The following is an 18,258-nucleotide window of genomic DNA, read 5'->3' on the forward strand; positions in this document are numbered from 1 at the left end:
GGTTTGCGGCGCGCTTTTCTTTTGTGGCATGCGTGTTTGCCACTTCGGTGTGTTGGCGGCGCTTCGCTGACCGCGTTTCACGAAGGATGTTTCACTAGTCAAACTTTATTATCATTCTTGATAATGATAATGTTTGGAGCATGAAGAACTCATCTGCATTTTTGCACCCTGTGCGACTCAGGGTCATTCGCGCGCTCCTCCGCGCGAGCGATGGCCTGACCACGGCTCAGCTACACGAGCGCATGCCTGAAATCGCGATCGCCACGCTCTATCGACAGCTTGCCCATCTCGCCGAACTCGGTGTCATTGAAGTCGCCGAAACTCAGCAGATTCGGGGCGCAAACGAAAAAAGCTACCGCGTCTCGGCAGCGCTCGCAAACCCCACCCCGGAAGAGCTGCGCGCAGCCACCCCAGACGAGCTCCTCTCTGTTTTCAGCGTTTTTAGCACGGGCCTCATCCAAGACTTTGACAACTATGTACACGGAGACAGTGTTGATTTGACCGAGGATCGAGTCTCATTCGCGCAAGCAGACTTCTGGGCAACCACCGAAGAAATCGACGCATTCTTCAACACCTTTATGCAAGCGATTCAACCGCTGCTGTCGAACACACCCGGCGAAGGGCGCCGTCAGCACTCGCTAGCTACCGTCTTTTTGCCACAGCAGGAATCGGTAAACCCGGAAGGCGCATCTTGAACACCGCACTCCCCCAAGTCGACGACACACTCCTCCTGGCACTGATCCCCGTGGCCGCACTCGTATTCACACTCGTGCTCTGGGCCCTCTTCGACATCGTGCGCAGACCCCAAACTGCCCATCTACCAAAAGCCGTCTGGGCACTACTCGCGATCCTCGTCATGCCTTTTGGAGCGGTGATCTACTTGCTTATCGGCCGCGGCAGCAAGAGCAAACTGAGCGATCGGGATCTCGCGTGAGCCCTGCATCGAAGCCAGTGCTGAGCACGCGCAAAGTCACTCGAGAGTTTGCAAACGGGGCGGGTATTCGCGATATTTCATTTGATGCGCTGGATCGCCAAGTCACCGCGGTCATTGGCCCCAATGGGGCGGGTAAGACAGTACTTTTCAGCCTCATCACCAAACTCATGGCACCCGATTCAGGCGAGATTGAAGTCGCACCCGACGCTCGCATCGCCTATTGCCCAGATGTGCCCCAATTTGAACCCTGGCTGAGCGCCAGCGAAGTGGTAGAAATGTCTCGGGTGATTGCTGGAGTAAGTGGTGGGATCGCCGCCGACGAAGCGCTTGCTTTGTGCGGGCTCACCAAAGTTCGAAAGCGTCGCGTGGCCGACTTTTCTCGCGGCATGCTGCAGCGACTCGGCATTGCCGCAGCCCTCACTCTCGACCCTGAAATTTTGGTCCTCGACGAGCCGAATAGCGCCCTCGACCCGATCGGTCGCGCTGACATACGCACACTCATTGCCGAGCAACGACAGCAACGCTGCATTATTCTTTCAAGCCACATGCTGAGCGAAGTGGAACAACTGGCAGATGTGGTGCACGTCATAAGCGATGGCCGCCTGATCGCGTCTGGCAGCACCAACGAACTGTTGCGCCAGGGCCTCCCCCCGGCCTGGGCAATACGTTTTGCGCAGCGCACAGAAGTGAACACCGCAGCACTCAGTGCCGCGGTTCCCGGCGTCACGGTGCAGCAAACACATCCGCTGAGCTGCACGGTCGAGTTCGACAGCTTTGAATCGGGCAGTGAAGAATTGCCGCGACTCATCTCGGCACTGCACGCACCGATTGTTGAAGTCACTCTTGTTGGTCGAGACCTCGATGCCGCATTTGCCCGCATGATCGAACGGCAGGCAGTGGCATGATCCAGCGCACAAAAGATTTGCAAGGCTCAGCGCACCCGAGCGGCGGCACCTCAATGGCCCTAGTCTCGATGAAGGTCGAAGCTCGGCGCTTGAAACGTTCTGGTCTCCTGCTTGCGCTGATTGCAAGCTTTGCGTTTTTTGGGTTATCTGGGCCGGTGCTCGCGCTTTTTATGCCGCAGATCCTTGGAGCTGCGAACGAGAACGGCCAGCTCACGATTGAAGCCGCTACCCCGACCCCCGACTCGGCGCTGATGATGTTCTCGCAAAGCGCGATGCAACTCGGCCTGATTTTCGCTGTCGCAATCGCAGTAACCTCGATGAACTGGGATGCCAGGCCGGGCTCGTCGATCTTTTACCGCACAAGAAACAAGAGCCTCGCGATTGTGCTGCTGCCGCGCTTGGCGCTGGATGCCGTCGCGGTGGTTGCTGCGTACGCGGTCGGCGCACTGTGCACCGCGGTCCTCAGCGCATTTACGATCGGTAGAATTCCGGCGGATCACGTGTTGCGTATGACGCTCGCCGCTGCACTGTACCTCGTGATGTGCATGAGCATCGGCCTGCTGATTATGAGTGCGAGCCGACGCACTGCTGCCGCGATTGCACTGTCGACTGTGCTGGTATTGGTCCTGCCACTCGCGGGTTTCCTGCCAGGGGCAGCCGCCCACGTGCCGAGCGTGCTGGTGAATGGCGCGTCACTCGACTGGGCAGCACTTCTGGTGCCAGCAATTGTTGCCGTCGCAGTCACCGCACTGTGTCTGGTCGGGGCGGTAAGAATTGCATCGACCCGATCACTACGCCGTGACGCATAACAAGTAAAAACGAGGGCGGTCAAGGCATCCCCCGAGGCCGACCGCCCTCGTCTTGTCTTACTTCGCCACCTAAGCTGCTGAGGCCGCCGCGAATCGCTGCGCTACGTCTTCCCAATTCACAACGTTCCAAAACGCCTTTACGTAGTCGGCGCGGACGTTCTCGTAGTCGAGGTAGTACGCGTGCTCCCACACGTCAAGCTGCAAGAGCGGGGTCACGCCGAGTGGCGCGTTGCCCTGCTGATCGAAGAGCTGGAAGATCACCGGGCGAGCGCCGAGCTGATCCCACGCGAGCACCGACCAGCCTGAACCCTGCACACCCATCGCCGTTGCGGTGAAGTGTGCGCGGAACTGATCAATCGAACCGAAGTGTGAACCGAGCGCCTCGGCCAGGTCACCCTCTGGTTCTCCGCCACCGTTTGGCGACATGTTCTGCCAGAACACGCTGTGGTTCACGTGTCCACCGAGGTTGAACGCCAAGTCTTTTTCGAGCTTGTTGATGTTTGCGAGGTTGCCACTCTCGCGCGCTTCTGCGAGCTGTTCAAGCGCCGTGTTCGCGCCGGTCACGTACGCCTGGTGATGCTTTGAGTGGTGCAACTCCATGATGCGGCCCGAGATATGTGGCGCGAGCGCGCTGTAGTCGTATGGCAGATCGGGCAGGGTGTAAACAGACATTGTCAGTTTCCTTTCGAGAGTTTATTTTTACGCTGGATCATCAGTGCAGCTGCGGGGGCAGCGCGGCGATGATGGGGTGGTCTCGGGCTATGGGGCCGACTCTTGAGGCGCTTCCTGGAGCGCCGATGCTGTCGAAGAACTCAACGTTTGCGGTGTAATACGCAGACCATTCATCGGGCAGATCGTCTTCGTAGTAAATTGCCTCAACCGGGCAAACGGGTTCACAAGCACCGCAGTCAACACACTCGTCGGGGTGAATGTAGAGCATTCGCTCGCCCTCGTAGATACAGTCAACGGGGCACTCGTCGATGCAGGCCCGGTCTTTGAGGTCAACGCACGGTAGGGCGATGACGTAGGTCATGTGATCCCCCTCTCGAGATGACTGCTGTCGCTAGCTGACGCTTGGAGCTACATTGTGACTGCCACTGCTCCCCAGACTAGAACCTCAAGTACACTTGAGGTCAAGCTTCTTTGAGGGAGACAATATGCCGGCAGCGAACGACCCTGGGCACAGTCCAGAAGAATTACTCAGCGTTGGCGAAATGAGCAAACGTACCGGTGTCGCAGTATCAGCGCTTCACTACTACGAAGAGATAGGACTCATCGCGTCCCAGCGCACCGCGGGCAACCAACGCCGATACCCCCGTTACATGCTTCGCCGAGTGGCTCTCGTGTCTATAGCAAAGAGGCTCGGCATTCCACTAGATGATGTGAAGCAGGCGTTTGTGAATGTGCCGCTCTCGAGCACACCAACGCACGAAGACTGGCAACGGGCTTCACGCGAGTGGAAGCGCGCGCTTGAACAGCGCCGTCAAGGAATTGAACGACTTGAACGCGAACTCACCGGATGCATCGGCTGCGGCTGCCTTTCAATGAAGGCATGCGCGCTCTTGAACCCCGATGACACGCTCGGCGATTCCGGCTCAGGAGCGCGCCGAATTCCGGTGTGATCTGCGACTACTTCGCTTCCCTCAGCAACCCCCAAAACCGGGTATCAGATTAACCGGTGAACGGGCAGCCAACTTTGTCGGAGGCGCGAATTAGACTCTGCAGCAACCTCTTCGAAACCCCCTTCTCGACAGGATGCCAGCATGCGTACCCGCCGCTCAGACCGCTTCCAGACTCCCCTTATCTCTCCGATTGACCTGCACTCACTCGAGAGCAAAGACGAGGCCTCTCTCTTCGCTGAGAAGCATCACGAGGGCGCCCGCTTCGAAGGGGCTGACATCTCCGAACAAGACCTCACCGGTTACACCTTCACCGAGTGCGAGTTCGATGGATTGACAGCCAACGACACCCAGTTGCAGGGCACCCGATTTATTGACACAAAACTCACCCAACTCATCGCACCAAAAATGCGGGCCCGGCGCAGCACATGGAAGGGTGTAGAACTTACCTCTTCGAGGCTTGGCGCCGTCGAAGCCTATGATGCTGAATTGAGCCAGGTGGTCTTCGAGGGGTCAAAACTTGGCTGGCTCAACTTTCGCTCGTCACAGCTGCAAGACGTGGTCTTTCGCAGCTGCCGCATCGACGAACTCGATCTCACCGACGCGAAACTCAATCGGGTTTCGTTCGAAGAATGCACAGTCGACACCCTCACACTGAACGGCACAAAAGCACAGCACCTCGACCTCCGAGGCATCGAATTCTCTCGGATCGATGGCCTCGAAGGTTTGCGTGGATCACGAATCACCGAGCAACAGGCTGTCGAAATGGCCGGACTCTTCGCCTCTCACCTCGGTATTCAGATCAGCGCTTCATAGCGCGAGCACCTGAGCCCTGGCAAGTTGCAATCGTTCACGGGCCTGGCATGCAGAGGTTGCGTGCAGCCGAGCAGCGATGTGACCATCTGGGCGCACAAGCAAAGCTTCACCCTCGTTGAGCGGTACTCGCTTTGCGAGTGTTCCCGGCACCTGTTCGCTTCGCCCAGCGCCGATCAGGGCCGCATACTCCACCAATCCGGCACAGGCCTCTAACCAGACCGGGCTTGGGCTCGCGCTCACGAGTGTAAGTTCCGGCCCGATCACATCGAGGCTCGAGATTATCCGCTCTCCCGAGCGGAGCGGGACGTGCGGTAGGCGACGGCCCTGTTCGATTGAGGGGCGGTACTCTCCCTGCGGAATCGGGGTGTCAGTGAGATATGCAGTGCCAAGGAGCAATTCATCATCAATCCCGTACGCGCGTGAGGCGTTGTCGAGCGAACGAGCGATGACAGCCGCTCCGACAGGCCTGCGGTCCCTTTCATAGTCGTCGAGCAAGTCGCTTCCAGCACTGCCGCGAAGCACAGCGGCAAGCTGCCAAGCGAGTGTCTCGGCGTCGCCGATTCCCACATTCATGCCGTGCCCACCGGTGGGCGGGGTTTGGTGTGCAGCGTCTCCCGCAAGAATCACCCGGCCCTTACGGTAATGGTCCGCTATTCGCGCATCCATGCGCCAAATCATCGTGTCGGCAACAACAATTTCTAGGTCGGGGATTCCGGCCGCCACTCGCACCAACTCAAGAAGTTCATCGTGCCGATTGGCAAGCTTTTCCGCCTCAGCCTCTGTGCCGATCGGGTACTGGTAGATCCACTCGGTGTCATTGTCCACCGCCAGAAAACCGCCTTTCCCTCCGCTCAAAAAGTACGAGGTCGCTTCACGGCCACGCACCACTTCACCCAGCTGAGCCGTAAACCGGATCGAGAGAAAAGTGGCAAGACCGATTTCGCCAGTAGAGGAGATTCCCATCGATTCACGCACCGTACTCTTCGCGCCATCACAGGCGATCAAGTAGCGGGCTCGCAACTCTTTTGATTCGCTCACGGGAGTACCCGAGTTTCCATCCCTCGGCAGGAGTTTCACTCGCACCAGGGGCTCTTCCTCGTCGACCTCTTCGCCCACTTCAACAACTCGATGCGAGAACCAAACGCGCGCGCCTGCCGAGCGCGCTGCGTCGAGCAACACGGGTTCAAGCTGATCCTGCGAGCAAAGCACGCCGGGCGCAGGGGTGTATGCCACAGCCCCCGGCTCTTCAACACCGGGCGGGGCTGAAAGCTCAAAGTTTGGGTCATTCAGAGTTTCACCTCGGAAAAAACGCACATGTTCGCTTGGCAGCGAGGCCGCGCGAACCTGCTCTTCAATGCCCATTGTTCGGAATGTCTCCATTGAACGAGCGGAGACGCCTCGCGCCTTTGGGTGACGCGATAAGCCGGGGTGAGATTCCACAACCAGCGTTTCGATCCCACGTGCGGCAAGGAGCGCAGCAAGAGTAAGACCGATTGGACCCGCCCCAACAATGAGCGCTTCGGTGTCGTATCGCTGTGCAGTAAACATACCAAGAGCGTAACACCAATATTAGTTTTAGGCGTTACACTTGTGTTGTGAGCTCTTCAGAATCCATCCATTCCGCAGAAAACCTAAGACCCCGCGGCCTGCGCTTTCTTGTCGACGCAATCAACCTTGAGCCACAAGAGTCACCAGGCGCTTGGCAAAAACTCGCGGCCAGCCACGGCGACACCCTATTTCTCGCCCGCAAATTCAGCAGCGACAAAATGGCCCACGCCGTCGGCTCGCTACGCGCAATATTCGCAAGCCATGACGACAAAATCGCTGCGCTCCAGATCAACGAACTTCTCAACACCGCGACAACACACAGCAAACTTCACCAGCTACCCGACGGGCGCTGGGCACTGAGGCCCGACATTGCAGATGCAGCCAGCGCCGCAGAAGCGCTCACCGCACTCGGCGCTTTTGCGCTCGCCGAGTGGCTGGCAGAACGCGGCCGATGCTCATGGGGAATCTGCGAGGCCACGAACTGCGAGCGAGTGTTCATCGACGAGGGACGACGGCAGGCGCAAAAGTTCTGCTCCACGACCTGCTCATCACGAACCAGAGTGAGCGCACTCAGGCAACGACGCACCGCAGCCGAGGCGTAAGTAGCAATCTGGCCGGGCGATCCATCGCTACAAATACTTGGCGTAGGTGACGAAACGCTCCTGCGGAGCAAAACCCAATCTCGTATAAATGCCATGCGCGCCACTCGGGTTCGACGAATCAACATCAAGTGACGCATTCTTCATACCGGCATCACGATAGGCGGAGAGCGCAGCCGTGAGCATCGCGGGGGCAAGACCCCTGCCTCGCCACTCCCGAATCACACCAACAAGCGAAATGTAGGCGAAGGGACCGCCGTTCTTTTCCCACTCAGATTCGTTGACGTCAGCAAGCACCGCGCCGAGCACGCGTATCGGGTCATCACCAGCACCCGAACCGGTGACCACCAGGCGCGAAAGCTCAGCAGAAAACTCGGGCAGGGCCCGGTACTCGTTCCACTCGGCAGCGGTTTTGGGTTGCGAACCCCAGTGGTCTCGAAACGCGTCATTCATGGCGATGCGCGTAGCTTCCGAGTATTCGCTTGAATAGCCAATAAGGCGCGTACCCTCGGGCACGGTGCGCTCAGTCGGTGCTTCCTCAAGCGAGCGCCAGAGTTGATCCCACCAGCGCACCGGACCAAAACCCACCGATTCAAAGAGCGCAAGCCGGGCAGCACTCTCAACGCTCGCGCCAACTGCCAGCATGGCAGGCAGCGGCTCCAGCTGTTCGGCGAGCTTCTGACGGGCACGCGCCTCTTGCCAAGCAAGCAGCGCCGCGCCGATTCCCTTTCGCCGCCAAGCTGGGTGCACAACTCCGTCGAGATGCACACGCTCCTGCGTTACGGCGCGGTCGTTCAACGCGACAAGACCGTAGGCAACGATTTGGCCGTCCAGCGTTTGCGCGAGAATCGAATCGCTACCAATTGCGAACCTATCGCCCTTGAACGAAAGGTCGATTGATTCTCGTGACGGAGCCTCTCTCGGGTAATCGACCCGGTCGGTCTCAACTCTCAGTTCAAAAATCAGGTCAAAATCTGCGGGGGTCACGGGGCGCCAACTCAGTGTCTGCCCGGCGACTTCAACAGGCAATTCAGGCAGCACTGCGGAAGCGTTCGCCCGATCGGCGAGCGAGATCTTGTGCGCGGAAAAGATCCGGGAGTAAATCTCTCGAACCACTACCGCTTTTCTTGCGTTGTACTGCATCACCTCTTGCACCCCGAGCGATGCGGCTTGCTGCTTGGCATCGGCATATAGCTGCGCGTCACTTGGAGTGTTGCGCAACCAATCGCGAAACAGCAGGTGACGGGTCGCCTCAGCAGAATTCGGTCCATACACATGGAGGTTTACCCGCGGATCATTGCCTCGGAGCATCCGGTGCTCTTCGAATTCGGGCTCTCGCACGGTGTGCTTGTAGCCGATCCCCAGCAGGTCGGAGAGATAGGCCTGCTCGTCGGAGGGATCTGCGATGATCAAGTCGATGTCAATGACGTCCTTCGCGGCAAGTCCAGGCACTGCAGTTGAACCAACGTGCTCTAACGCAATCACTCGGTCACCGAGCGCGGCTCGAAGTTGAGCCGCGCTTTCAGCAAAGCTGTCCACCCACTGCGTTCGATAGGGCACCACACGCAGATCTTCTGCGGGTGGAGGCCCATCAACCCAGGGATTCGCGATTTCAATACTGTCGCGAAAGTCTGCGATTGCTGGGGGAAGCTTACTGCTCATCAGTCCTCGATCGGTTGACGGAAATTAGAGCCTAGCAATACTGCCGCTTCGCCGAAACGCAAGTATCTCAATAATTGCGACAGTCGTTGCCAGGACAGCAACAACAGCGCAAAACACGAGTCCGGCTGGGCGCAGAGAGATCTGACTAGCGAGCAGACCGACACCAATCGCTGGCACCGCGAGCATGAGATAGAGACCTGCGAAAAACGAAGACGATACCTCTCCGCGCTGCGCAGGAGGGACCTGCTCGACTGTGGTGGCGATTCCCGCGTTCATACACATTCCGCCAGAAACGCCGAGCACAACGGCTGAGGCGATGAACGGTTCGAGTTCGGCGAAACCAAGCGAAGCGGCAAGCAGGCCAGCGGCAATTACCAGACCGACACAACCCGCCACAAGAGCAGTGTGGGGCCGAATGCGGCGCGCAATGAGCTGCCCAACGGCCATGAACGCAAAGGCGAGAAAGACCACAAAACCGGCGAGAGTGTGGCTGGGTAAATGCAGATCTTTGGCCAGAAACACTGCTGTCACTGCGGTGAGCACACCGGTGACCGAGAATCCCGCGCCGGCGGCGAGTACGGCGCGCGTAAATGCTCCGCGAATTTCACTCGGTACGCGCAGCCGGCGAGGGCGAATTCGAAAATCTGCTTTCTTTGCGGCGGGGGCTGGTGTCGCAACAAAGATGCCCACGAGCGCCAGAACACCTAGCGCGAGGTGCACCACAAAAGGTAATACGAGCGGATCAGTCGCGCTGTCTGCGAGTACGCCCGCGAGCAGGGTCCCGATGGCCAAGCCTCCGGTGTTTGCCGCGATGGCGAGTGCGCCAGCAGCACCTTTCTTTTCAGCCGGGAACAAATCAATGACTGCGGCCGTTCCGGTGCCGCTCATGAAGCCTGCGCCCAGTCCCGAGACCACACGAGCCGCGATAAGCGTTGGCAGCGAAGGTGGCAGCAAAAACAGCATTGCACTGAGGATCGCAAACACCACGGCGAGCATGAGCACGGGGCGCCGGCCGAGATCGTCGGAGAGGCGACCAAATAGCGAGAGAGCTGCAACCACGCCGAGCGCATATACCGCGAATAGCACGGTCACGGTGAGTGGCGAGAAGGCGAGGTCTGCCGAATAGATGGAGTAGAGCGGCGTTGGCAGCGTGGTGCCCATCATTGTCACCATGAACGCGAATGAGGTGACAAGCACCGCGAGCCGAGGTGGCCGCGTTGGTGCGTGGTCAATTGGTACCGGAGAAGTCATCACATTTCCTTAATTACGAGTCACTGTGTCTCTGAATAGTAACACCATTCGAGACACCATGTCTCGTTTCTCGAAAATGCTCGCCTTCACCCGGGAAACGCAATGGTAGGGTTTGGCCATGGCAGAGAGCCCACACACCCTTGGCCGCCCCCGCAGCGAAGACGCGAGACTTGCGGTACTTCACGCAGCAGACGACCTGCTCGTCTCAGAGGGCTACGCCGCAATGACCATGAAAGGCATTGCAGAGCGTGCGGGAGTTGGCCGTCAAACCCTCTACCGCTGGTGGTCATCCAAGGCAGAGATTCTGCTCGAAGCGAGCGCCTTCGACTCAGCACAAGAGCTCGCCGTGACCAACGACAGCGACCCACGCAAAGAGATCTCGAGCTTCCTACGGGCGCTCGCAAAGTTTCTCACCACCTCCGACGCGGGCCTTGCCTATCGCGCCCTGCTCGGCGAAGCCCAGCACGACACAAAGGTCGCCGAGCTACTCAGCCAGAATGACATTCTCGGAAATGCTGCCCGCCCCGTAATTGACAGCGTGCGCATAAACGGCCACCTCACCACATCCGTGAGTGATGAGCTTCACATTGCCGAACTGGTCGGCCCACTCACCTACCGTGTTCTCACAGGGAAAAAAGCACCGAGCAGCGCAGAGATTGAGCTCATGACTGAGCGATTTCTCGCAGAGTAAGCGATCTAAACGACTTCGCACACAACAGGGCCTTGCCAGAGCAGCAAGATTCTTCGCGACTTTCGCTCACCATGCTCGATTGTTGAACTCTCACCATCAGAAAGCGAGAGAGTTCATGTCAGCATTTGAAGCCAACGAGCAGACACTACAAGCAGCGCTCGACCAAGAAAAACCCGTGGTCATTCAGTTCTGGGCAGAATGGTGTGCCCCCTGCCGAGCAATGATCCCCATCGTCGAGCAATACGCCAACGAGCACGACAGCGAAGTAACCGTTGCACGCGTCGACATCGACGCACAGACCGCACTCTCGATCAAATACCGAGTCACCGCGGTACCGACCTTCGTCGTCGCCTCTGGCGACAACATCCTGGGCAGCTTCACCGGCGCGATGCCACCGCGAAACTTTGCCGAGCAGGTAAGCAGGTTCATCACGGCCTAATCAAACACGCGCACTCAAAAAGAGGGGCGGTCCGGCAGCACAGCTGCCGGACCGCCCCTACTTACTTAACGCCACACAGAGCACAAAGGGCCCGCGACACGAGCCACTATCGCTGGTACCAAGAAGCGATTACACCCTCCCCGGCAAGACCTAAATCGCGCTCCAATAGATAGCCTGAAAGGTCAATAGCAGCGGCAGAGCCTTCGCCAGCAGCCGTGATGACCTGAGCTCTGGGATTTGCAATGTTCCCCGCAGCCCAAACACCAAATCGAGAGGTCCTGCCGCTCGCATCAGTCTGAAGCCAGCGAGTACCGGGCACTCGTGCAAGCTCAAGGCCAGCAAACATCTCATCGCGCGGCTGCATGATCGGCGCGACAAAAGCCGCATCGTGCTGCACAATTGAGCCGTCATTCAACGTGAGCACCAGCCCAGCAGAGTTGTCGACGTCAGCAGCAACCGAAGTCACGCTCGCCTCACTGACCACCACACCCACCGCTTCAAGCGAGGCACGGTGCTGTGGATCCAGCGTGATACCGCCAAGGTAGAAGGTGACCTTGTCGCTATAGCGACGCATCAGGCCTGCCTGATGAATCGACATAGGCGCATTTGCGCCGCCAATGACCGCGATTCGCTCGCCCGCGACCTCCCTACCGTGGCAGTGCGGGCAATGGTGCACAAGCGTGCCCCAGAGCGCTTCGATCCCAGGAATCTCGGGCAGCTGGTCGCGTAACCCAGTAGCCAGAAGCAGCGCAGGAGCGTTCAGCACACTGCCGTCAGCAAGCTCGACTTTAAAGTCATCTGGTGCGATCCCAGTCACCTCTACCGCCTTTGCCGCAAGCAAACGACCTCCATAGCGAATGATTTCTTCACGCGACACCTGCAATAGTTCAGCTGGGCTCATGCCATCTCGTGAAATAAAGCCGTGCATGTGGCCAGCCGGGGCATTGCGCGGGCTACGATCCTCAACCACTACAACGCGCACTCCCGTGCGAGCGAGCACCACCGCTGCGCTTAGCCCAGCGGCGCCACCGCCTAATACGATTGCGTCCCAATTCATTGATGCCTCTCCTCCGTTTTGAGAGTTGATCGCAGCCGAAGGCCGTTCTGGCCTCGGAGCGAATCGCTCTTCGAACTCGATGGTCTCCAGAACCACGTTGCAGAGCGAAAAAGTCTTGCCAAAACAGCACAAAAGATTGCTGGGGCTGTGCGCACGGCAAACGATGGAAGCATGACGATTGAACACGTGGTTGATGCGGCACTTGAAAAGCTGCCTGCCAGATTGCGCCGAGCCCGAGAAAAGCGCAACATGACCTTAACCGAGCTCTCAACACGAACCGGCATCTCAAGCAGCACCCTGTCGCGCCTTGAATCAGGTCAGCGCCGCACAACCATGAAGCTCGTCATGCAAATAGCAATGGAGCTCGAAGTGCCGCTAGCCGATTTGGTTGCAGCCCCGAGCGTGCAGGATCCGCGAGTGCAACTCCCCCGTCCCCGCACACTTGGCCGAACAGTACTGCCGCTCACAAGACAAACCACAGAGCCGAAAGCTTACAAGCTGGTTATTCCAGCGAGCGAAACCGAATCAGTGTTGCGCACGCACGCGGGCTACGAGTGGCTCTATGTCCTCTCCGGCACGCTGCGACTGCGACTCGGGCCGCACGATATCGAGTTGGGTCCAGGCGAAGTGGCCGAATTTCCAACCGAACAACCTCACTGGTTCGGTTCGACCGGTCGCGGCCAGGTCGAACTCTTGAGCCTGTTTGGCACCCAGGGTGAAATGATGCATGTCCGGGCACACACCCGAAGAAGTGACATCACCGCACAGGACTGCGTTGAGTTCGCCGGGCGAGAAGCTTCGCTCTCGATGGCGACGGAATAGCGGCAGGCCACTCGCACTCCGCCTTGGCAGCTGCTTGCACCGCCCCAGGTCGGTCAAGCGTCGGCCACACCTCAGCCGAACGTCGCCCGAGGTTCGTCCGAACCGCACCCAATCCGCACCTCAGCGCACCCGCTCCTCAACTTCAAGTGCCCAAGAAACGCTGACAAAGTGCACGAAGTTGCACAACGCTGTGCAGACTACGTGTAATATCGACGTGTGAAGCAGAGCTGGCAAGTATTTAAACGGGACGTCAATCGGCTCATTCGGGTGCGCAAAGCCTGGGTGATTGTGATTGGTGTGCTCGTAACACCCGCCCTCTATGCCTGGTTCAACATCAACGCGTTCTGGGAGCCCTACGCGAACACCGCAAACATCAAAGTTGCCGTAGCAAACCTTGATTCTGGCGCAAACTCAGAGCTCACTGGCAAGGTAAATATCGGCGACCAGGTCGTCGACCAACTACGCGACAACGATCAACTCGGCTGGCAATTCCTCGACGAAGACGAAGCGCACGAAGCAGTAAAAAGCGGTGATGTTTATGCCGCGATTGTCATTCCGAAGAACTTCAGCAAAGACCTACTCAGCCTCACCACCGGCACCTTCACACAGCCGGCACTCGAATACTTCGTAAACGAGAAAACCAGCGCGATTGCGCCAAAAATCACCGACGTAGCTGCCTCACAACTCGACAAACAAATCACTGAGGCATTCAAAGAGCAGGTCGCCTTCGCGGCGACCACCGCGGTCAAAGACTCCGGCGATTCGGTTGAGCTGCGTTTGTTCAACGCAAAAACTGACATGATCAACACCTTCGATCAGACGGTGAAATCACTTGGTTCAGCTCGTACCAGCGTGAACGAAGCAAGCGCAGGGCTTGCTGATTCCCGCGGCACCATTGCGTCAGCGCGCGCAACACTCGGCGACGTCAACCACGCGCTCGACGACGTAAAAGTCTCAATCGACGCCGCAACACAGACATTGAACGAAACCCAGCAGCAACTGGCCAACTTCACTGACGCTGCATCAAACGCCTATCTCAAAGGCACCACGATCCTTGCAGAATCCGCGGCTCAAGCCCAAGTAAACATCACCGCACTCACCCAAGAACTCAAACAGGCCAACGCTCGGATCGGCGCCTCAATCACCGAGGTTCAGAAGGTGATCGACGCGAACAACGATTCGATCGCCGAACTGCGTTCGCTTATCGACGGCGGAACGCTTGATCCAGCGACCCAAGCGAATCTGCAATCGATTATCGACCAGCTTGAAGCACAAAACCAAGCACACCAGCAGGTTCTGGCCCAGCTGCAACAGCTCAACGACAGCACCGCACAAGCCGTGCAATCAGTGCAAGACACTGTCGATGCTCTCGCACAAGCAATGAAAGACTCAAACGCTTCGGCGGTAAAACTGCGCGGAGTGATCACGCAGACGATTCCAAAAATCAACTCGGCTGTCTCCAAACTTTCAGCTAGCGCAGGTGGTTTCTCGGCCGCGCTCACCGCACAGCAAGAAACGCTCAAACAAGCCGACAACCTACTTGCCGGCATCGACACTCAACTCTTCAACATGGGCGAAGCGCTCAGCTCCTTCGACAAGAATCTCGCCGGCATGATCAACGGTGTGGCCACTGCGAAATCTGATGTGCTGACCCTCAGCGCCGCCTCTGAGTGGGGCGCGCTCGCCACGATCACCGGCCTCGATCCAGATCACATCGCGAAATTTGTGGCCTCACCCGTAACCGTCGAAGAAAAGGTAGTGTTTCCGGTCGCCTCATACGGCTCTGCGATGGCGGCGCTCTTCACCAACCTCTCGCTCTGGATCGGCGCGTTTGTGCTCATGGTGATCTTCAAGATTGAGGTAGACACTGAGGGTCTGCGCGGGATCACCGTACGGCAGGCGTACTTCGGGCGATTCATGCTGCTCGGCACACTCGCCGCATTGCAGGCGCTCATTGTGTGCATCGGCAACCTCATTATCGGGGTGCAAACCGAAAGCGCCCTCGCGTTTGTGGGCACCGGTGTGTTTACCGCGATTGTTTATCTGAGCATCATCTATGCACTCTCAGTCTCGTTCGGGCATATCGGCCGAGGCCTGTGTATTCTGCTCGTAATCATGCAGATCCCGGGCGCATCGGGGCTCTACCCGATCGAACTCATGCCTGGCTTCTTCCGCACGATCTACCCGCTACTGCCGTTCTCATACGGAATTGATGCGATGCGCGAAACTATCGCCGGGTTCTACGGTGGCCACTACTGGAAGTTCATCGGAGTGCTCACTCTGATGATGGTGTTGGCCTTTATTCTCGGCCTCGTACTGCGTCGCCGCCTGGCGAACTTCAACCTGCTCTTCAACCGGCAAATCGCTTCGACCGATTTGTTGATCGGCGAAAAAGTGCAGGTTGTAGGTACGGGCTACCGCCTGAGCGATGTGATTCATGCGCTACAAAATCGCGATGAATATCGCGACGATCTGGCCAGACGCGCGAAACCGTTCACCCAGCACTACCCCACACTGCTCAAAGGCACACTCTTTATCGGTGCGATCGGCATGGTCACCCTCGGTGTGATCGCCTGGCTTCTGCCCGGCGGAAAAGCACTGATGCTTGGGCTTTGGGTGGTCTGGTGCCTGCTCGTAATGGGCTTCTTGGTGGTACTCGAATACATCAAACAGAGCTTTGCTCAGGCCCAAGAAGTGGCACAGATGCAAGACGACGATTTGCGCGAAGCGATGTTCGCTGATGGTGGCGGTCTACAGCACGAACTCGTATCGGCGCTCGCCGCGCCGCACGAAGCGCACACGAACGCTGAGCCGAACGTGGGTTCGCGCGGCACACAGTTTGGCGAGCCTCACGGCGACCTGCACGGCGAGAGTTCCACTTCATCCAGACCAGAAACTCCGAAGGGAGGCGACCAGGCATGAGCGACATCCTGCATCTGATTCGCCGCGACTTGCGCCACATTACGCGCAATGTCATGGCGTCAATCGTGGTGTTTGGCCTGGTGATCATCCCCTCGCTTTTCACCTGGTTCAACGTGATCGCCAGTTGGGATCCTTTTGCCAACACCAGCAACCTGAAAGTCGCGGTTGCAAGCACCGACACCGGATATCAGAGTGACCTCATGCCGATTCGAGTGAATGTCGGCGAACAGGTGCTCTCTGAGTTGCGCGCAAACGACGGTCTCGACTGGATCATCACCTCAAAAGAAGACGCACTTGACGGCACGAAGTCGGGCAAATATTACGCGGCCATCGTGCTGCCGCCGTCGTTTAGCGCCGACATGATGACGTTCTACGCGAACGGTTCAGAGCGCACCAGCATTGATTTCTATACAAACGAGAAGAAGAACGCACTCGCGCCGAAAATCACCGAGCAGGGTGCCGAAGGTGTCTCAGCCCAGATCAACGAATCGTTCACGCGCACTCTGAGTGACGTGGGGCTGACACTCTTATCGTCGGTTTCCGACTATCTCACCGATGCCGACACGCAAGCGGCGCTCACTCGTCTTGAAGCGCGGGTCGGCTCAATCTCAGACCAGCTGCGCTCTGGCGCGCACACCGCTGACACTCTCACGGCACTCGTGCAAGGCAGTGTGCCTCTTGTCGACAGCACCGATGCTCTGGTGCGTTCAGCCCGCACCGCCTTCAGCGACACTTCAAACGCGCTTGGCGGCGGCGCGAGCGCGGTGAAAGATTTGAAATCTGCACTGGGAGAAGCGAGCGGCGCGCTTGGCACTGCGCTGCAAGAATCGGCCAACGCCTATGACGCTGTCGGCGTCAAGATCGACGAGCTGTTCGCGAACGGCAACGAGGTCGGCGAGGCACAGGCGGCAGTTCTCGATTCGCTTGGCGACGCGGTGGATCAGCAAATCGCAGGCACCGCGGCATTGCGGGCAGCGATTGAGCAGGAGACCGCTGGTTTGACCGGGCCAGAGAAGGAAGCCGCGATTCGGGTGCTCGCAAGACTCGATGATTCCATCGCGAGACAAGAAGTTGTGCGCGATCGGCTGTACGAATCAGCAACTGCAGTTCGTAATGGCAATGCCCAGGCACAGCAGTCGCACGAATCGATCAAAGCCGCGATTGCAGAGGCAAAGCAGGCAATCACCGACGCAAAACAGGCATACGTGAAAGATTTGCAGCCGCAACTCGACAAACTCGCTGCCGCCCTCGAAGCTGTGAGCGCCGATGTGCAGGCGATCCGCGGAGATCTTTCTTCGATCAATTCGGGGCTGAGCGGATCCGGTGATTCTGCACGTGCCGCACTCACCAAATCAGCCGACGTCACTCAGAAAATCGCGACTTCGCTCAATGAAGCAGCAGACAAGTTCACAAAGCTGCAGAGCGTTCTAGCTGATGCGGCGGGTAGCGGCGATCTCAGTAAGCTTTCCGAGGCCATCGGTTCTGACCCTGGTGTGCTCGCTACCTCTCTTGCAGAGCCGGTTCGAGTGGATCGCACAGCTGTGTTCCCGGTTGCTGTTTTTGGCGCTGGTATGGCGCCGCTCTACACGATCCTGGCGCTCTGGGTGGGTGCGTTGCTGATGACTGTCACCATTCGTGTTGATGTCAATAGCGAGACGCTGCCTGATCGCGAAGAACTCTCACCAACTAAGAAGTATTTTGGCCGCTACGGCGTCTTCGCCCTGGTTGGACTGGCTCAGAGCACGCTGCTCACGCTCGGTTTGATTCTCTTTGTGCAGATCGAACCGGCGCATCCGCTACTTATGGTGCTTGCTGGCTGGGTGATATCACTCGTTTTCACCCTGATTATTTATACCTTTGTGGTTGCTTTTGGTAACGCTGGCAAGGCCCTCGCGGTGCTGTTGCTTGTGATTCAGATTTCTGGATCTGGCGGCGCCTACCCGCTGCAGTTGTTGCCGCCTTGGTTCCAGGGTGTGAGCCCGTTCCTGCCAGCGACCTATGCGATTGATGCAATGCGGGCAGCTGTTGCTGGCGTCTATCGTGGTGACTTCTGGGTAGCAATTGGCATGCTGCTGCTGTTTATCGTGCCGACGCTGCTGCTCGGGCTGGTACTTCGACGCCCGATGATTCCGTTTAACCGGAAGCTGATGGACGCCCTCGAATCAACGAAGCTGATGTGAGCGA

At 58.1% G+C, this 18,258-nt stretch carries 18 protein-coding genes; 12 read left to right on the top strand and 6 right to left on the bottom strand.

The features are described 5' to 3' along the window. Positions 1-140: 140 nt before the first annotated feature. Genes QBL02_RS00180 through QBL02_RS00195 form a run of 4 tightly spaced genes read left to right on the top strand, consistent with a single transcriptional unit; the run spans position 141 to position 2,648 of the window. Entirely contained in the window at positions 141-695 is a 555-nt protein-coding gene (locus QBL02_RS00180) for a helix-turn-helix domain-containing protein (protein ID WP_282724312.1), read from the top strand. After that, the gene (locus tag QBL02_RS00185; RefSeq protein ID WP_282724313.1) at positions 692-934 is read left to right on the top strand and encodes a PLD nuclease N-terminal domain-containing protein; all 243 of its coding nucleotides are present in this window, start codon (positions 692-694) and stop codon (positions 932-934) included. The genes QBL02_RS00180 and QBL02_RS00185 overlap by 4 nt, the downstream gene beginning before the upstream one ends. After that, positions 931-1,839, top strand: a complete 909-nt coding sequence (locus QBL02_RS00190) for an ABC transporter ATP-binding protein (RefSeq protein WP_282724314.1) — start codon at positions 931-933, stop codon at positions 1,837-1,839. The genes QBL02_RS00185 and QBL02_RS00190 overlap by 4 nt, the downstream gene beginning before the upstream one ends. Beyond that, positions 1,836-2,648: a hypothetical protein gene (locus tag QBL02_RS00195; protein ID WP_282724315.1), complete on the top strand. Its 813-nt coding sequence runs from the start codon at positions 1,836-1,838 to the stop codon at positions 2,646-2,648. Before QBL02_RS00190 ends, QBL02_RS00195 begins: the two co-directional genes overlap by 4 nt. A 69-nt stretch (positions 2,649-2,717) precedes the next feature. Here QBL02_RS00195 and QBL02_RS00200 read toward each other — a convergent pair whose 3' ends face one another. Together QBL02_RS00200 and fdxA are read right to left on the bottom strand one after the other, a co-directional pair. Further along, entirely contained in the window at positions 2,718-3,320 is a 603-nt protein-coding gene (locus QBL02_RS00200; RefSeq protein WP_282724316.1) for a superoxide dismutase, read from the bottom strand. A gap of 40 nt (positions 3,321-3,360) precedes the next feature. Next, on the bottom strand, positions 3,361-3,681 hold the full coding sequence (fdxA, locus tag QBL02_RS00205; protein ID WP_282724317.1) for a ferredoxin: 321 nt from the start codon (positions 3,679-3,681) through the stop codon (positions 3,361-3,363). Between the two features lie 124 nt (positions 3,682-3,805). Here fdxA and soxR point away from each other — a divergent pair, with 124 nt between their 5' ends. Both soxR and QBL02_RS00215 read left to right on the top strand, forming a co-directional pair. After that, on the top strand, positions 3,806-4,270 hold the full coding sequence (gene soxR / locus QBL02_RS00210) for a redox-sensitive transcriptional activator SoxR (protein WP_282724318.1): 465 nt from the start codon (positions 3,806-3,808) through the stop codon (positions 4,268-4,270). 141 nt (positions 4,271-4,411) lie between these two features. Then, on the top strand, positions 4,412-5,083 hold the full coding sequence (locus QBL02_RS00215; protein ID WP_282724319.1) for a pentapeptide repeat-containing protein: 672 nt from the start codon (positions 4,412-4,414) through the stop codon (positions 5,081-5,083). On the opposite strand, the gene QBL02_RS00220 is transcribed toward QBL02_RS00215, so the two are convergent. After that, positions 5,078-6,631, bottom strand: a complete 1,554-nt coding sequence (locus QBL02_RS00220) for an FAD-dependent monooxygenase (RefSeq protein WP_282724320.1) — start codon at positions 6,629-6,631, stop codon at positions 5,078-5,080. The two genes, QBL02_RS00215 and QBL02_RS00220, sit on opposite strands and share 6 nt — an antisense overlap. A 47-nt stretch (positions 6,632-6,678) precedes the next feature. Between QBL02_RS00220 and QBL02_RS00225 the strand changes: the two genes are divergently transcribed. Next, the gene (locus QBL02_RS00225) at positions 6,679-7,233 is read left to right on the top strand and encodes a CGNR zinc finger domain-containing protein (RefSeq protein WP_282724321.1); all 555 of its coding nucleotides are present in this window, start codon (positions 6,679-6,681) and stop codon (positions 7,231-7,233) included. 27 nt (positions 7,234-7,260) lie between these two features. On the opposite strand, the gene QBL02_RS00230 is transcribed toward QBL02_RS00225, so the two are convergent. After that, complete coding sequence (locus QBL02_RS00230; RefSeq protein ID WP_282724322.1) at positions 7,261-8,892, bottom strand: GNAT family N-acetyltransferase; 1,632 nt, start codon at positions 8,890-8,892, stop codon at positions 7,261-7,263. A 24-nt stretch (positions 8,893-8,916) separates the two neighbouring features. Then, entirely contained in the window at positions 8,917-10,143 is a 1,227-nt protein-coding gene (locus tag QBL02_RS00235; RefSeq protein ID WP_282724323.1) for an MFS transporter, read from the bottom strand. 118 nt (positions 10,144-10,261) lie between these two features. Between QBL02_RS00235 and QBL02_RS00240 the strand changes: the two genes are divergently transcribed. Continuing rightward, positions 10,262-10,834, top strand: a complete 573-nt coding sequence (locus tag QBL02_RS00240; protein ID WP_282724324.1) for a TetR/AcrR family transcriptional regulator — start codon at positions 10,262-10,264, stop codon at positions 10,832-10,834. 115 nt (positions 10,835-10,949) lie between these two features. Further along, positions 10,950-11,273, top strand: coding sequence for a thioredoxin family protein (locus tag QBL02_RS00245; RefSeq protein ID WP_282724325.1), 324 nt, complete (start codon positions 10,950-10,952; stop codon positions 11,271-11,273). A gap of 106 nt (positions 11,274-11,379) precedes the next feature. On the opposite strand, the gene QBL02_RS00250 is transcribed toward QBL02_RS00245, so the two are convergent. Continuing rightward, on the bottom strand, positions 11,380-12,330 hold the full coding sequence (locus QBL02_RS00250; RefSeq protein ID WP_282724326.1) for an NAD(P)/FAD-dependent oxidoreductase: 951 nt from the start codon (positions 12,328-12,330) through the stop codon (positions 11,380-11,382). Positions 12,331-12,501: 171 nt separating this feature from the next. On the opposite strand from QBL02_RS00250, the gene QBL02_RS00255 reads away from it, so the two are divergent. The 3 genes from QBL02_RS00255 (at position 12,502) to QBL02_RS00265 (ending at position 18,254) form a co-directional block, all read left to right on the top strand. Next, a complete protein-coding gene (locus QBL02_RS00255) occupies positions 12,502-13,152 on the top strand; it encodes an XRE family transcriptional regulator (RefSeq protein WP_282724327.1) in 651 nt (216 codons plus the stop codon). 216 nt (positions 13,153-13,368) lie between these two features. Then, entirely contained in the window at positions 13,369-16,074 is a 2,706-nt protein-coding gene (locus QBL02_RS00260) for a YhgE/Pip domain-containing protein (protein ID WP_282724328.1), read from the top strand. After that, the gene (locus tag QBL02_RS00265; protein ID WP_282724329.1) at positions 16,071-18,254 is read left to right on the top strand and encodes a YhgE/Pip domain-containing protein; all 2,184 of its coding nucleotides are present in this window, start codon (positions 16,071-16,073) and stop codon (positions 18,252-18,254) included. Before QBL02_RS00260 ends, QBL02_RS00265 begins: the two co-directional genes overlap by 4 nt. The last annotated feature ends 4 nt before the right edge of the window (positions 18,255-18,258 follow it).

Origin of the sequence: Leucobacter sp. UT-8R-CII-1-4 (genome assembly GCF_030010235.1) — a bacterium.
Lineage (GTDB): Bacteria > Actinomycetota > Actinomycetes > Actinomycetales > Microbacteriaceae > Leucobacter.

Excerpts from the sequence above, each read along its gene's own strand:
- QBL02_RS00180 (WP_282724312.1), top strand. The coding sequence starts at position 141 with ATGAAGAACTCATCTGCATTTTTGCACCCTGTGCGACTCAGGGTCATT.
- QBL02_RS00200 (WP_282724316.1), bottom strand. The coding sequence starts at position 3,320 with ATGTCTGTTTACACCCTGCCCGATCTGCCATACGACTACAGCGCGCTC.
- fdxA (WP_282724317.1), bottom strand. The coding sequence starts at position 3,681 with ATGACCTACGTCATCGCCCTACCGTGCGTTGACCTCAAAGACCGGGCC.
- QBL02_RS00235 (WP_282724323.1), bottom strand. The coding sequence starts at position 10,143 with ATGACTTCTCCGGTACCAATTGACCACGCACCAACGCGGCCACCTCGG.
- QBL02_RS00265 (WP_282724329.1), top strand. The coding sequence starts at position 16,071 with ATGAGCGACATCCTGCATCTGATTCGCCGCGACTTGCGCCACATTACG.
- QBL02_RS00245 (WP_282724325.1), top strand. The coding sequence starts at position 10,950 with ATGTCAGCATTTGAAGCCAACGAGCAGACACTACAAGCAGCGCTCGAC.
- QBL02_RS00195 (WP_282724315.1), top strand. The coding sequence starts at position 1,836 with ATGATCCAGCGCACAAAAGATTTGCAAGGCTCAGCGCACCCGAGCGGC.
- QBL02_RS00255 (WP_282724327.1), top strand. The coding sequence starts at position 12,502 with ATGACGATTGAACACGTGGTTGATGCGGCACTTGAAAAGCTGCCTGCC.
- QBL02_RS00215 (WP_282724319.1), top strand. The coding sequence starts at position 4,412 with ATGCGTACCCGCCGCTCAGACCGCTTCCAGACTCCCCTTATCTCTCCG.
- QBL02_RS00220 (WP_282724320.1), bottom strand. The coding sequence starts at position 6,631 with ATGTTTACTGCACAGCGATACGACACCGAAGCGCTCATTGTTGGGGCG.
- QBL02_RS00230 (WP_282724322.1), bottom strand. The coding sequence starts at position 8,892 with ATGAGCAGTAAGCTTCCCCCAGCAATCGCAGACTTTCGCGACAGTATT.
- QBL02_RS00240 (WP_282724324.1), top strand. The coding sequence starts at position 10,262 with ATGGCAGAGAGCCCACACACCCTTGGCCGCCCCCGCAGCGAAGACGCG.
- soxR (WP_282724318.1), top strand. The coding sequence starts at position 3,806 with ATGCCGGCAGCGAACGACCCTGGGCACAGTCCAGAAGAATTACTCAGC.
- QBL02_RS00250 (WP_282724326.1), bottom strand. The coding sequence starts at position 12,330 with ATGAATTGGGACGCAATCGTATTAGGCGGTGGCGCCGCTGGGCTAAGC.